This window comes from Mesorhizobium sp. Z1-4, assembly GCF_004000235.1.
Classification (GTDB): domain Bacteria; phylum Pseudomonadota; class Alphaproteobacteria; order Rhizobiales; family Rhizobiaceae; genus RCIO01.
This window is the reverse complement of sequence record NZ_RCIO01000001.1, coordinates 892,025-905,787: the sequence shown is the minus strand read 5'-3', so window position 1 is coordinate 905,787 and position 13,763 is coordinate 892,025. Positions and strand designations below refer to the sequence as shown.

At 61.5% G+C, this 13,763-nt stretch carries 15 protein-coding genes; 9 read left to right on the top strand and 6 right to left on the bottom strand.

The window, feature by feature from the left end:
• Positions 1-61 precede the first annotated feature (61 nt).
• The 3 genes from EP165_RS04325 to EP165_RS04315 are packed head-to-tail and all read right to left on the bottom strand — an operon-like array spanning position 62 to position 2,997.
• A complete protein-coding gene (locus tag EP165_RS04325; protein ID WP_127520300.1) occupies positions 62-835 on the bottom strand; it encodes an enoyl-CoA hydratase in 774 nt (257 codons plus the stop codon).
• A 43-nt stretch (positions 836-878) separates the two neighbouring features.
• Positions 879-1,772, bottom strand: coding sequence for a bifunctional DNA-formamidopyrimidine glycosylase/DNA-(apurinic or apyrimidinic site) lyase (gene mutM, locus EP165_RS04320; RefSeq protein ID WP_127520299.1), 894 nt, complete (start codon positions 1,770-1,772; stop codon positions 879-881).
• On the bottom strand, positions 1,765-2,997 hold the full coding sequence (locus EP165_RS04315) for a phosphopentomutase (protein ID WP_127520801.1): 1,233 nt from the start codon (positions 2,995-2,997) through the stop codon (positions 1,765-1,767). Before EP165_RS04315 ends, mutM begins: the two co-directional genes overlap by 8 nt.
• A gap of 191 nt (positions 2,998-3,188) precedes the next feature.
• On the opposite strand from EP165_RS04315, the gene EP165_RS04310 reads away from it, so the two are divergent.
• The gene (locus EP165_RS04310) at positions 3,189-4,040 is read left to right on the top strand and encodes a phosphate/phosphite/phosphonate ABC transporter substrate-binding protein (protein ID WP_164742950.1); all 852 of its coding nucleotides are present in this window, start codon (positions 3,189-3,191) and stop codon (positions 4,038-4,040) included.
• Between the two features lie 3 nt (positions 4,041-4,043).
• On the opposite strand, the gene EP165_RS04305 is transcribed toward EP165_RS04310, so the two are convergent.
• From EP165_RS04305 to EP165_RS04295, 3 genes are all read right to left on the bottom strand, one after another.
• Entirely contained in the window at positions 4,044-4,712 is a 669-nt protein-coding gene (locus EP165_RS04305) for a TadE/TadG family type IV pilus assembly protein (protein WP_245440009.1), read from the bottom strand.
• Entirely contained in the window at positions 4,705-5,244 is a 540-nt protein-coding gene (locus EP165_RS04300; RefSeq protein ID WP_245440006.1) for a TadE/TadG family type IV pilus assembly protein, read from the bottom strand. Before EP165_RS04300 ends, EP165_RS04305 begins: the two co-directional genes overlap by 8 nt.
• Before the next feature lie 159 nt (positions 5,245-5,403).
• Positions 5,404-5,847 carry a pilus assembly protein N-terminal domain-containing protein gene (locus EP165_RS04295; protein WP_127520296.1) on the bottom strand — a complete coding sequence of 148 codons (444 nt, stop codon included), beginning with the start codon at positions 5,845-5,847 and terminating at the stop codon, positions 5,404-5,406.
• A 112-nt stretch (positions 5,848-5,959) separates the two neighbouring features.
• Here EP165_RS04295 and EP165_RS04290 point away from each other — a divergent pair, with 112 nt between their 5' ends.
• From EP165_RS04290 to EP165_RS04255, 8 genes are all read left to right on the top strand, one after another.
• Positions 5,960-6,490 carry a hypothetical protein gene (locus EP165_RS04290; protein ID WP_127520295.1) on the top strand — a complete coding sequence of 177 codons (531 nt, stop codon included), beginning with the start codon at positions 5,960-5,962 and terminating at the stop codon, positions 6,488-6,490.
• Positions 6,491-6,689: 199 nt separating this feature from the next.
• Positions 6,690-6,866 (top strand): Flp family type IVb pilin, encoded by a 177-nt coding sequence (locus EP165_RS04285; RefSeq protein WP_127520294.1) that lies wholly within the window; start codon positions 6,690-6,692, stop codon positions 6,864-6,866.
• A 134-nt stretch (positions 6,867-7,000) separates the two neighbouring features.
• On the top strand, positions 7,001-7,519 hold the full coding sequence (locus EP165_RS04280) for an A24 family peptidase (protein WP_127520293.1): 519 nt from the start codon (positions 7,001-7,003) through the stop codon (positions 7,517-7,519).
• Positions 7,520-7,710: 191 nt separating this feature from the next.
• Positions 7,711-8,529: a Flp pilus assembly protein CpaB gene (cpaB, locus tag EP165_RS04275; RefSeq protein ID WP_127520292.1), complete on the top strand. Its 819-nt coding sequence runs from the start codon at positions 7,711-7,713 to the stop codon at positions 8,527-8,529.
• A gap of 29 nt (positions 8,530-8,558) precedes the next feature.
• Positions 8,559-10,097 carry a type II and III secretion system protein family protein gene (locus EP165_RS04270; protein ID WP_127520799.1) on the top strand — a complete coding sequence of 513 codons (1,539 nt, stop codon included), beginning with the start codon at positions 8,559-8,561 and terminating at the stop codon, positions 10,095-10,097.
• A gap of 14 nt (positions 10,098-10,111) precedes the next feature.
• The gene (locus EP165_RS04265; protein WP_127520291.1) at positions 10,112-10,822 is read left to right on the top strand and encodes a CpaD family pilus assembly protein; all 711 of its coding nucleotides are present in this window, start codon (positions 10,112-10,114) and stop codon (positions 10,820-10,822) included.
• 23 nt (positions 10,823-10,845) lie between these two features.
• Positions 10,846-12,123 carry a CpaE/TadZ family protein gene (locus EP165_RS04260; RefSeq protein ID WP_127520290.1) on the top strand — a complete coding sequence of 426 codons (1,278 nt, stop codon included), beginning with the start codon at positions 10,846-10,848 and terminating at the stop codon, positions 12,121-12,123.
• Positions 12,124-12,196: 73 nt separating this feature from the next.
• Positions 12,197-13,756, top strand: coding sequence for a TadA family conjugal transfer-associated ATPase (locus EP165_RS04255; RefSeq protein WP_127520289.1), 1,560 nt, complete (start codon positions 12,197-12,199; stop codon positions 13,754-13,756).
• Positions 13,757-13,763: the final 7 nt, after the last annotated feature.

Genomic DNA, 13,763 nt, shown 5'->3' with positions numbered 1-13,763 from the left:
TGCGGCGGCTTATAGTGCAGCTTATGCGGTCAGTCAACGCCGATTGGCGCTCCGCGCGGCCTTATCTGTTTTGGAAGCTGGGCGACCGCTTCTCGACGAATGCCGCCATCCCTTCTTTCTGGTCTTCGGTCGCGAAAAGCGAATGGAACACTCGGCGTTCGAACCGCAGCCCTTCGGCCAGTGTCGTCTCATAGGACCGGTTGACCGCTTCCTTGGCCAGGATCACCGAGGGCAGTGAAAGATCGGCGATCTTGCCCGCCACCTTCAGCGTTTCTTCAAGCAGGTCGTTCACCGGCACGACCCTGGAGACCAACCCCGAGCGCTCTGCCTCTTCGGCGTCCATCATGCGCCCGGTCAGGCACATATCCATCGCCTTCGACTTGCCCACGAAACGGGTCAGGCGCTGGGAGCCGCCCATGCCGGGAATGACGCCGAGCGTAATCTCCGGCTGGCCGAACTTCGCGTTGTCGGCGGCAAGAATGAAGTCGCACATCATTGCCAGTTCGCAGCCGCCGCCGAGCGCGTAGCCTGCCACTGCAGCGATGATGGGCTTGCGCACGCGCGTCAGGGCGTCCCAGTCGGCGAAAAAGTCCTCCGAGAAGGTGTCCATGTAGGACTTCGACTGCATCTGCTTGATGTCGGCACCGGCGGCAAACGCCTTCTCGGAGCCGGTAATGACAATCGCGCCCACCTTGGCGTCCTTGTCGAAGCGTTCGGCAACCTCGATCACTTCCGCCATGACGGTGGTGTTCAGCGCATTGAGCGCCTTGGGCCTGTTGAGGGTGATCAGCCCGACCTTGCCGCGCGTTTCGGTTAGGATCGTCTCATAAGCCAAGATGCAGTCCTCCGGATGGATTGCTGGTTCAGCCTGCCTTAGCCTAGCGCTGGCAGGCGGCGCAATAGAAGGTCGAGCGGCCGGACTGCACGATCCTCTGCACACCGCCTTTGCAGCCCTCTCGTCGGCAGGGCTCGCCTTCGCGGTCGTAGACGTCGAAGCGATGCTGGAAATAGCCGAGCGAGCCATCGGTGTGAACATAGTCGCGCAAGGATGAGCCGCCGGCGGCGATGGCGTCGGCAATGACCTCGCGCACCGTCTGCGCGAGCATCTCGGTGCGGTCCGTCGATTGCCGGCGGGCCGACGTAATCGATCCCGCGGACCGCTTGGGCGACAGGCCTGCGCGCCACAGGGCCTCGCAAACATAGATATTGCCGAGGCCGGCAATCAGCCGCTGGTCGAGCAGAGCAGCCTTCAACGGCGCGCGTTTCCCGGCAAAGAGCGCGTTGATCAGCCTGCCGTCGAGCGTGTTGCCGGTCGGTTCCACACCGAGCCCGGCGAGCATGGGATGCTGCGCCAGCCGCGCGGCTTCGGCAAACAGCATGAAACCAAATCGTCGAGGGTCGTTGAAAACGACACGAGAACGCAGGCCCGATGCCGATTTGAGATGAAAGACCGCATGGTCGTGCGCGGCAAGCTTGGAGCGCTCATGATGAAAGACGCCGGGCGCCGCCACTTCCCGATCGTCCTCGATCCTGAAGGAACCGGACATGCCGAGATGGCTGATCAGGATCGGGTCGCTGTCAAAATGGAAAGTGAGATATTTTGCCCGTCTCGAAACGGCCGTCACAGTGCGGCCGGTGAGCCGTTCGGCGAAGTTGTCCGGAAACGGAAATCTGAGGTCGGGACGCCGCTGTTCGACCCGTTCGACCAGAGCGCCTTCCATGACAGGTTGCAGGCCCCGGCGGACTGTCTCCACCTCGGGAAGTTCAGGCATCGCCGCCAAGCCGGTCACGGAACGAGGTGCCGTGCGGCCCCGCGGCAAGGCCGAGGTGCTGGGCAACGGTCTCGCCGATATCGGCAAAAGTATCGCGGATACCGATTGAGACATTGGCGAGACCGGGACCGGTCCCGATCACCGGCACACGTTCCCTGGTGTGGTCGCTGCCATGCCAGGTCGGGTCGTTGCCGTGATCTGCCGTCAATATCAGCAGGTCGCCGGTCCTGAGTTTCGCGAGCGCTTCCGGAACCCGGCGGTCAAACTCCTCCAGCGCCGCGGCATAGCCCGGAACGTCGCGGCGGTGGCCGAACATGGAATCGAAATCGACGAAATTGGCAAAGACCAGATCGCCATCCCCGGCGTCGTCCATCGCTCCAAGCGCTGCGTCGAACATGGCCATATTGTCCGGCGCCTTGCGTACTTCCGATACACCGCGATGGGCGAAGATGTCGCCGATCTTGCCGATGCCGAGTACGCGCCGGCCGGCGGCAAGCTGGCGGTCCAGCAGGGTTGGCTCCGGCGGCGGAACCGCGTAGTCGCGCCGGTTCGCTGTGCGGCGGAAATCGGATGCGCTTTCACCTGCAAAGGGCCGTGCGATAACGCGGCCTATGTTGTAGGGCTCCGCCAGTTTCCGCACCGTCTCGCACACAGCGTAGAGCCGCTCCAGGCCGAATGCCGTTTCGTGGGCGGCAATCTGAATGACGGAATCTGCCGAGGTGTAGAAGATCGGCTTGCCGGAAGCGACATGCTCTTCGCCCAGGCGTTCGATAATTTCGGTGCCGGACGCGTGGCAGTCGCCCAGGATGCCAGGCAGTTCGCACGCGCTGATGGCTGCGTCGGTAAGTTCGGCAGGGAATGTCGGTACGGTATCGGGAAAATAACCCCAGTCGAAGGTCACCGGTACGCCGGCAATTTCCCAATGGCCCGACGGGGTATCTTTCCCGGAAGAGATTTCGCTGGCGGCTCCGAAGAACCCGTTTGGCGGGTTGCCGGCCGGCGCCGGCCTGCCGGTTGCCAGCGCAGCCGCATGGGCAAGGCCCAGACTGTCCATATGGGGCAGCTGCAACGGACCTGAGCGCAGACCGGGCCTGTCGCCTTGGCCGTGCGCGCAGCGTTCGACGATGTGGCCATAGGTGTCGGATCCTTCATCGCCGAACTGCTTCGCGTCGGGCGCGCCGCCAATGCCGAAAGAGTCGAGAACGAATAAGAACGCGCGGGCCATGGGGATGTGATGCTGTTGAATGTCGTTCACACATAGAATTCCGATGCCCGATTGGCAAACAGGAAACCAAAACGCAACGCCTTCGAACGATGATCGCAAGCTGTGGAGTATCGGGCATTGCGATGGTGTTGACAGGCGGCAAAGGAATTCGGCGGCGAACTGCCTGGCTGGGCGCCGTGGCGGGGCTTGCTTTGGCGGCATCCCTGCCCGCGTCAGCCAACTGGCAGGACGAGCTCGGCACGCTGCGTATCGGCATGGTTTCACCCTCTGGCAGCCGCGCTGTTGCGGGGCTTGGCAAGATGACACGCGCCTTTGAGGAAGCTGGGGGCGTGCCCGCCGAGATATTTGTCGCGCGCGATTCCGAGGCGCTGATACGGGCAATTGCCTCCGGGCGGGTCCACTATGCGCTTCTGTCGGCCACTGGCTATGCCGTCGCCGACGCATATTGCCAATGTGTGGAACCGCTGGCTGCCCCGCGAGGAGTGGATGGCGCTATCGGCGTGCGTGGCGCCCTGATCGCCCGGCGCGGCCAGGCCATGCAGGAGCTCGGCCGGGCGCGGGTCGTCGCTGGGTCTGTCGACGAGGTCGGCCCCCAGGTGCTGGCGCTGGCGGCATTGCAGGATATCGCGTCGCCCGGAGGCTACGGCGCGGTGTTGCATTCCGGCAGCCAGAGCCAGGCAGAGGCCGCCTTCGCTGAGGGTCAGGCCGAGGTGCTGGTCGGCTGGGTGCCGGCTTTCGCCGACGACCGGGCGGTATCCCGGTCGGGCACCGTCAAGAGGCTGGAAAAATTAGGGATAGCGCCGTCGGAACTGGAAATCATCTGGACGTCAGGCGTCGTGGCATTCGGCCCGCACGCTGTGCGTCGCGACATCCCGGTACAGTTGAAGGTCAGGCTCGGCAGCTTTCTGGAGAACCTGTACAATGCCAACCCTGAAATCTATGCCCTGCTGGAACCGTATCGCGGTGGCGGTTTCAAGAAAATAGGGGCCGCTGACTATGAAGCCGCGGCCCGGATTGCAGAGGTTTCAGTCGCGCGCCGATGAAGCTCAGCAGTCGCTGCACGGCACCGTAGGGCTCATGCGCGGGCGCAGGTAGTAGCGTTCTTTCATGGAAATGCCGTCAAAGGCGGCCGCAAGACCCAGCACCTGCTTCTGGCCGGCGGCCCAGGTGATGACCGGTGCGTATGAGAGTTCGCTTTCCACGCGCACCAGGAAGGTGTTGCGGATCTTGAGCTTTGCGGGGACGGTTGTCGTCGTTCCCGCCGCCAGGCCGGGCGAGGTCGATCCGTTCACCAGCTGGCGCGACCAGGCAACCTTGACCTTCGGGCTGTCTTCATCGGTGACCTGGATTGCCGTGACGACAATCTTGCCCTTGGTGCGGTTGTACGGCTGAAGGATCGATTCACCGATCTTCAGGATGGCGTCGACCTCGGACTTGTTCGTCACCTGCTGCTGGGTAATCAGATCGGCGACCATGGAACCGACGCGCCCGACTTTCTTGTTCACCTCGATGGCCTGCGAAACCTCCATCGAGACAAAATAGAGCGAAAGCAGCACAGGCGCGATGAAGGCGAATTCAACCGCAGCAACGCCGCCGCGCGCCTTTGCAAAAGTGCCCGCCAATGCACGGGCCCGCCCGACAGCCGCGTGCAGCAGGCCGGTGCGAGCTTTTCCCGACGGCCGGGTTTCCGGCATGTGAATAGTCCGGTCAGTCATCGAACGGCTCGTTCTGCCAGGTTGATGTCGCAAAATGCAGTGTCTTGTTGTCCTTCAGATTGGACATCGAACTGCGCATGAAATCGGTGATCACCGGCCAGCGGTAAAACACCCGCAGCATGTTCTTGCTGAGCGAGGGTCCGGGATCGACATCGAAATCGGTGGTATCGAGTTCGCCGCCGGAGGTGATCTTGACCCGAACCTGCGCGGCTTCGGCAAATGTCGCAAATTCCCGCAGGTCGACCTCGAGCCCGGGGCAGTCATTGGCGACGATGATGCTGATGCGATTGCACACAAGCGTTTTCAGCGAGGTCTCATTCACATCGGCGGCTTTGATCTGCCCCGTCCGCAGCTGCCGTGCGATATCGTCCGTCGCGTTGGCCAGCACTTGCTGGGCCGCAAATGAGATCGAACTTTCCAAAATCGCAAAAACCAGCAAGCCAAAAGGTATGGCAAGAGCGGTGAACTCGATCGCAGCTGCGCCGTCGCGGCTGCGCCCAAATCGGCGAAACAGCTTCCACCGGGATGTCATATCGGAGTTTTTCGTCTGGACGTCTTGCATCTTCTGCCCCAGGTCGATCCTGAACTGACCGCTGTGCGGACATTAGCGCACACCAGTTTCAGTCCGGTTTGTCCGGCAGAAAGAATGCCTTCAATCTCCTTCATGGACGGTTAACCGCCCGAAGGTCAGCTACTGGCTCGCGCTGATTTCCTGGTCCGAGGTCTGTTCGGCTGCGCTCTTGTAGGCGCCTTCGCAGAAGGGAGTGCATGAAAGCGTTTGCACGGACGCGCGGCGATAGACGCGAACCGAATTGGCCGTGCTGCGGGAAACGAAGATCTGTTCGTCGACAATCGGCGCGCCGTCGGCATCGAGCACGACGAGATTTGTCACCCCGAAACCCTTGCCCGTCAGAACGATCGTCGTGGCATCCTGCACCGACGCATCGGCGATATCCGGGTTCCCGATCACGATCGTGTCCGCCGGGCGGGCCAGCTTCACGATCTTGGCCTGGTTCATCACGACCTCGATACCCTGCGCGGCAAGAGCTTGCGCGCCTGCCATCAGCATGGATGCCGCAGCAACCGCCGCGGCGGTGCGCACGTGCTTGCGGGAAAGAGATACAAAACGCACCATGGCGTCCTCCGGAACCAGAACGTTCCCGAACCATGAACGAGATTGGTGAACCAAGCGTTAAGCGCGAGCGTCAGGATTCTGATGGAATACGGCCGACACAGGAGATGCGAACATGAAGGCGAAAACGAAAATCTGCGGGGCTGCCTTGCTCGGGTTGATGCTTGTGGCTGTTCCCGCCTCGGGTCAGACCCTTGATGACATTGTCACGGCCGAAGAGGCAGTCATTGCCGCCTGGCAACAGACGCCGCTGACCTTTCGAACGTCGCTTTTTGCCGATTCCAAGCCACAGGGTTTCGGAATCTATGTAGAAAGGGCGCACAACGAATATGCGCCGGGCGAACCCATAATCGTTTACGCCGAACCCGTCGGTTATGGCTGGCACGAAAGTCCGGACGGCACCTACACATTCGGCTTCAATGTGGACTTCCTGCTCAAGGATGATGAGGGCAGGATCGTTGCCGGCCAGGAGAATTTCCAGCAGCTGGAACTCAACAGCAGGTTTCGCAACCGAGAGTTCATGCTGGTTCTGACACTGACGGTCGATGGCGCTCCGGCAGGCTCCTATACGATAGAGTATCGCGTGCGCGACGTCGCGAGCGACAAGGAAGGCACGATCGCCCTGCCGTTTCATGTTGTCGATTAGGCAGCATCCGCTTCAGAACAATTTCGGTGCCGGCCTTAGACCGGGATTAACCACACGGGCCGCTCGTGCCGGGAAAGGTTTTGGTAATGGTGTTTGTTAAGCCGTTTGAAAGAGCTTCCACGTAAGTTCGCTCCATCCGATTGACGCAGCAAGACGTTGACGGACGTGCTGTTCACAACGTGGAGTAAGGAGCTCTCAAATGTCCAAGCTTATCGCTCGCTTTGCCAAAGACGAGTCCGGCGCAACGGCTATCGAATATGGCCTGATCGCCGCCCTGATCGCTCTGGCGATTACTGCCGGCGCGACCTCGCTCGGCGGCGCACTGAACAACAAGTTCAGCTCGATCGCGACCAGCCTTTCGAGCGCTGGCAACTAATTCGCAAACGCGAACTGCTTTAAAGGGCCGCTCTTCGGGGCGGCCTTTTATTTTGCCGCTTCGGCCTCAGGGGTTCGACCTTTATTAACGACAAGCCGTTAGCCTGAAGGCCACGAATTATCCTGGTTCCGCACATGCTGGCTGCATCGATCTTCGTCATTTTTCCGTTCTGCATGCTGTTTGCAGCGGTCTCGGACATGATCTCCATGACCATTGCCAACCGGGTATCGGTCATTTTGATCGCCGCGTTTGCGATCATCGCGCCGCTGACCGGAATGGACTGGGCAACCTATGGCTGGCATTTCGCCGCCGGCGGCACCGTGCTTGCGGTAACTTTCACCGTATTCGCCATCGGCGGTATGGGCGGCGGCGACGCCAAGCTCCTCACCGCAACCGCGCTTTGGATGGGCTTTAACATCACGCTGCTCCAGTATCTGGTGCTTGGTGCCATGCTGGGTGGCGCGCTTACGCTTCTCATACTTTTATTCCGCAACTCGCCGATGGCGGCTTTTTCTTCGAGCAATGTCTTTCTGCGCCACTTCGCGGACGAAAAAGCGGGTATCCCCTACGGCGTTGCGCTGGGTGTCGCAGGCCTGATGACCTACCCGGAAACAGAGCTGGTTCGCTGGGCGCTCGCACAGATCGCCGGCTAGCTTTACCTCTTCAAGCATATCCAGTTGATGCCGGGCGTTGACCTGCGCGGCCGGGCTGTATGTGCATGCGCGGCATTTTCATAAACTTTAAATTAAGCACGATTGTAAGCGGTCCATTAACCGTAATTTGACGATTGGCCGTCCATTGTCCGGCTCGGTGAAGGGTTCCGCCGAGTACGAGGTCCGGATCAATGAACACATCGCGCATCATCATCCTGGGGGTTGCAGTCGTTGCGGCCATAGGCGCGGGATACGTCGCAAAGAACATGCTGACGCCGCCTCCGCCGCAGGTGATCGTTGAAACCGCGCCGCAGCAGCCTGCGATCGAACTTACCGAAGTTCTGATACTGGATGCCGACGTTCCGATGGGTTCTGTGGTCGGCGACGCGCTCAACTGGCAATCCTGGCCCGCCGACGCCATCAGCGAAGCCTTCCTGACCCGCAGCAGCGATCCCAACGCTCTTGAAGAGCTCAGGGGAGCGATCGCGCGCGTGCCTCTCTATTCCGGCGAGCCGCTTCGCCGTTCCAAGCTGATCGGCGAAGGCCAGAGCTTCATGTCGTCCATTCTGCCAAGCGGCCGCCGGGCGGTCGCCACGCAAATCGCCGCCGATACATCGGCAGGCGGCTTCATTCTGCCCAACGACTATGTCGACGTCATTATGACCCGCCGTTCCAATGCCGCCGGCGGCGGCACCGCGGATGGCTTCATCACTGAAACGATCCTGAAGAACATTCGGGTGCTGGCCATCGATCAGGCCATTCAGGAAGACGAAGAAGGCCGTCGCGTGCGTGTCGGCGACACGGCAACGCTCGAGCTGACGCCCGACCAGGCCGAAATCATCACCGTCGCCCAGCAGATGGCAGACAGGCTGACGCTGGCGCTTCGCGCCGTCGCTGACGCGCAGGATCCGGTCGAAAGCGCCGGCGAGTATCTTGTATCCGGCAATGGCCGCCGCGGCACGGTCCGCATCATTCGCTCCGGTCAGGTGACGGAAGAGGGGGCCAGATAATGACAAGGGAAAAGACGATGCGGCGCTGGATGTCGAACTCCTGGACTGTCGCTGGTTTGAAGCGCTGGTCGGGCCTTTCGGTGCTGGCATTGGCGCTGGTGAGCGGCACCACGCAGGTCGCCGGCATATCTTCGGCGCAGGCACAGAGCGGCGAGTTGCGGATCAGTTCCTCATCTGCGGGAAACCAGCGGTTGAAGCTGGGTCTGAACAAGTCGATCGTGGTCGATCTGCCTGCCGATGCCTATGACATTCTGGTGGCCAATCCGACCGTCGCCGACGCGGTAACGCGTACGGCGCGCAGAATATACCTCTTCGGTAAGCAGGTCGGCGAAACCAACATCTTCGTATTCGGTGCCAACGGCGAACAGATCGTCAGCCTCGACCTGGCCGTCGAGCGCGATGTATCGGGCCTCAAGGACTACCTGAAGCGCTTCATTCAGAACTCGGATATCGAAGTCGAGATACTGAACGACAACGTTGTGCTCTCGGGCACCGTCCAGACGCCTCTGGATGCCGCGCGCGCGGCCCAGCTTGCGCAAGTATTCGTGACCGGCGGTGAAGCGACCACGGGCCAGTATTCGCAGACCGCCACGGGCGGCAGCGATGCGGGCGGCGTCGACATCGACAATCCCGATCAGGAGCGGCGGACCAGTCAGATCGTCAACCTGCTGCAGGTTATCGGCGAGGACCAGGTGACGCTGAAGGTCACCGTTGCCGAAGTCAGCCGCAATGTGATGAAGCAGCTCTCGGTCAACCTGCTTGCCAACAACACCTCAAACGGCATCAGCTGGGGTGTCGTTGGGGAGACGATTGCCGGCCTCGGCAAGGGCATCAGCGGCTCCGGCGCCAGCTTCAATTCGGGTCTCCTCGACGCCTATTTCAACGCGATGGAACAGTCCGGCGTGATGCGCACGCTCGCGGAGCCGACCTTGACGGCCGTTTCGGGTGAAAAGGCCACCTTCCGCGTCGGCGGCGAATTCAACCTCATCACCGGCCAGTCGATCGACAGCGATACCAACGCCGTCACTTACGACACCGAGCGGCTTGAATACGGCATCGGGCTTGAATTCCAGCCGGTCGTTCTGTCGCCTGGCCGCATCAGCCTGAAGATTCGCACCCAGGTCTCCGAGCCCACCAACGAATCCTCCGTGCAGCTCAGCGTCGGCGGCCGTCGCGGCTCGACCAACCTGCTGTCGATCCGCCGCCGCCTTGCAGACACAACCGTCGAACTTCCGTCGGGCGGCTCTATGATGATCGCCGGCCTGGTGCGCGACGAAATCCGGCAGACCGCATCCGGCCTGCCCGGGCTTTCGAAGATCCCGGTTCTTGGCACGCTCTTCCGCAGCCGCGATTTCGTGCGCAACGAAACCGAGCTCGTCATCATCGTGACACCTTACATGACCCGGCCGGTCGCCAGGAACGACCTTGCCCGTCCGGACGACAATTTCAATCCGGCACACGATGGCGCGGCGATGCTGCTCGGCCGGATCAACCGGGTCTACGGGACCGCCGAAACCAGCAAGCCCAACGGCCGCTATCACGGCGTTGTCGGGTTCATCTACAAGTGATCGGGAGCCAGAAAATGACACAGGCGGGTTTGCCAAAGCGCGCTGCCAACAGGCCATCGGTCACGGCTGCCGTTCTCATCACGCTTTCGGCTGCCTTGCTGGCCGGTTGCGCCAAACGGCACCACATCACCGTGGGTTCAATTCCGGATGATTACCGGACCAACCACCCGATCGTGGTTGCCGAGCGGGATCAGGTTCTGGATGTACCCGTCGGTGCTTCGACCAGCAAACTCAGCTATGCGCAGCGCCAGGTGGTGGCCGGGCATATCTCGGGTTACGAGAAGGACTCGGGCGCTGCGCTCCGCATTCTGGTTCCGTCGGGTTCGCTTAATGCGGGTGCTGCATCCTTCGTAGCCGAAGAGATCGCCGAGCTCGCGCGCTCGCAGGGCGTCCACTCAGGCCTCATTCTGATCAGCCACTATTCGGTTGCGCAGCCTGATGCCTCGGCGCCGGTACGCGTTGCCTACGCGGCAATCACCGCTGGCACGGGACCGTGCGGCCGCTGGCCCGAGGATATCCTCGAGACCAGCGAAAACCGCCACTACGCCAACTTCGGTTGCGCCTATCAGAAAAACCTTGCCGCCCAGCTCGACAATCCAATGGACATCCTCGGCCCGCGCAAGCGGACGGAAATCGATCCTGAAAATCGTTCCGCGGCGATCGAACTCTACAAGACGCGCGGCGTGACAGAAGAATTCTCGGCCGCGTCCGAGGTGAATTATTAGGCCGCAGATCGGGTGAGAAGCACATGAGCAATCTAGCGTACGAGACTTCGCCGGAAGAGACCCGCGTCGACACGGACACCCACTCCATGAGTGACCTGCGGCCGATCCCGCGCATCTCGATCCAGGCCTTTTGCGAGACCGAGAGCGTCGCCAGCCCGATCGAGCGGGCCAGCGAAGACCGCCGTATGGCCAAGGCGCATCTCAAGCTTCATATGGGCGGTGCCCCCACGGCCATCGAGTTCTACCAGACGGCGCCGACACCCAATCTGATCATCCTTGAATCGCGTCAGGAGCCGCGCGAGCTTCTGGAGTCGCTCGGCCAGCTCGCCGAGGTTTGCGACCCGAATACCAAGGTCATCATCATCGGCCATTACAACGATGTCTGGCTTTATCGTGAGCTCGTGCGCTCGGGCGTTTCGGAATATGTCGTCGCGCCGATATCGATGGCCGACATTGTCTCAGTAATCGCGCAGATATTCGTCGACCCCGAAGCCGAGCCGATCGGCAAGGCAATGGCCTTTATCGGCGCAAAGGGTGGCGTCGGTTCTTCCACGATCGCGCACAATGTGGCGTGGGAAATGTCGTCGCTGTTCCAGTCCGAGGTGGTGGTCGCCGATCTTGACCTCGCATTCGGAACGGCCAACATAAATTTCGATCAGGACCCCGCCCAGGGGATTGCTGAGGCGGTGTTCGCGCCGGAGCGCATCGACGAGGTTTATCTCGACCGGTTGCTCGCCCAGTGTGCCGAACATCTGTCGTTGCTCGCCGCGCCTTCGACGCTGGACCGGATATACGATTTCGACGCCGACGCGTTTGCCCAGATCATCGACATCGCTCAGCGCAGCGCGCCGCTTCTCGTGCTCGACGTGCCGCATCTGTGGTCCGGCTGGAGCCGCAACGTTCTGGCGCGCGCCGACGACGTGATCGTTACCGCAACACCTGAACTGGCGAATTTGCGCAATACGAAAAACATCATCGATACGCTCAAGAAACTCAGGCCCAACGACCCGCCGCCGAAGCTGGTGATCAATCAGGTTGGCATACCGAAACGGCCGGAGATTTCAGTGGCGGATTTCACCGAGCCGCTCGAGATCGAGCCGACGGCGGTGATTCCGTTTGAACCGCAGCTGTTCGGCAATGCCGCCAACAACGGCCGCATGCTCGGGGAAATGGACGCCAACCACGCAATCGTCGGTTCGGTGCGTGAGCTTGCACATGTACTGACGGGGCGCATCGAGCCAAAATCGAAAAAGAAGAGCAGTTTGGGCGGGATTCTCGGCAAACTGAAACGCAAGAAGTAATTCGGCACCGGCCCGCCCGCGCGCCGGGCAGGCCGGCTTGGAGGCACCACGGTCAAAGGACACGGCTGGGGATATGTTCGGCAAAAGAGGCAATGTAGACAACACGGTCAGCGTACCGGCTCCGAAGCCGATCGCGCAGCCCGTTGACGCGCCTGAACCGCGCCGCGAGCCGGATAGGGCGCCGCCGGAAGCCAGTCTTCGCGGCAATTCGCCGGCGAGCGCGAGCCAGCCGCTGGAGCCTGCCTCCGCGGCTCCGGCCGCTGAACCGTCCAAGGTGCAGGAAAAGCGCAAGGTCGAAGCACCGGCGATGGCGCCTGAGGCGCCCCGCCGCCCCGCCGTGCGGGAGCGCAGCGAAAATTACTACGACATCAAGGCGCAGGTGTTTTCCGCGCTGATCGACACGATCGACCTTTCGCAGCTCGCCAAACTCGAACCTGACAATGCGCGCGAGGAAATCCGCGACATCGTCAACGACATCATCGCGATCAAGAATTTCGCGATGTCGATCTCCGAGCAGGAGGAAATACTCGAGGACATCTGCAACGACGTCCTGGGTTACGGTCCGCTGGAGCCGTTGCTGGCTCGCGATGATATCGCCGACATCATGGTCAACGGCGCGCGTCAGGTGTTCATCGAAGTGAACGGCCGCACGGAAGAGACCAATGTCCGTTTCCGCGATAACCAGCAGCTGCTGAACATCTGCCAGCGCATCGTCAGTCAAGTCGGCCGCCGCGTCGATGAATCGTCGCCGATCTGCGATGCGCGCCTCCCCGATGGCAGCCGCGTCAACGTGATCGCGCCGCCGCTTGCGATCGACGGTCCCTCGCTCACCATCCGCAAATTCAAGAAAGACAAGCTGACGCTGGATCAGCTGGTCCGCTTCGGCGCCATCACGCCCGAAGGCGCGGAGGTGCTGAAGATCATCGGCAAGGTCCGGTGCAATGTCGTCATTTCGGGCGGTACCGGCTCGGGCAAGACGACGCTGCTCAACTGCCTGTCGAATTACGTCGATCAGGACGAGCGTGTCATCACCTGCGAGGACTCTGCCGAGCTCCAGCTTCAGCAGCCTCATGTCGTCCGCCTGGAGACCAGGCCGCCGAACCTTGAAGGCGAGGGCGAGATCACGATGCGTGATCTGGTCAAGAACTGTCTGCGTATGCGTCCCGAACGCATCATCGTCGGCGAGGTGCGCGGCCCCGAGGTGTTTGACCTGCTGTCGGCCATGAACACCGGCCACGATGGTTCCATGGGTACGATCCACGCCAACAGCCCACGCGAATGCCTGAGCCGTATTGAATCGATGATTGCGATGGGCGGTTTCTCGCTGCCGCAGCGCACGGTGCGCGAGATCATCGTGGGATCGATCGACGTCATCATCCAGGCAGCCCGTCTGCGCGACGGCTCGCGCCGCATCACCCACATCACCGAGGTGATCGGCATGGAAGGCGATGTGATCATCACCCAGGACCTGGTTCTCTACGACATCACCGGCGAGGACGCCTCGGGCAAGCTGATCGGCAACCATGTCTCGACCGGCGTCGGGCGTCCCGCGTTCTGGGACCGGGCGCGCTATTACAACGAGGAGCGCCGGCTCGCCCAGGCACTTGAGGCCATGGAAAAGCAGGCGCAATGAGCGACGA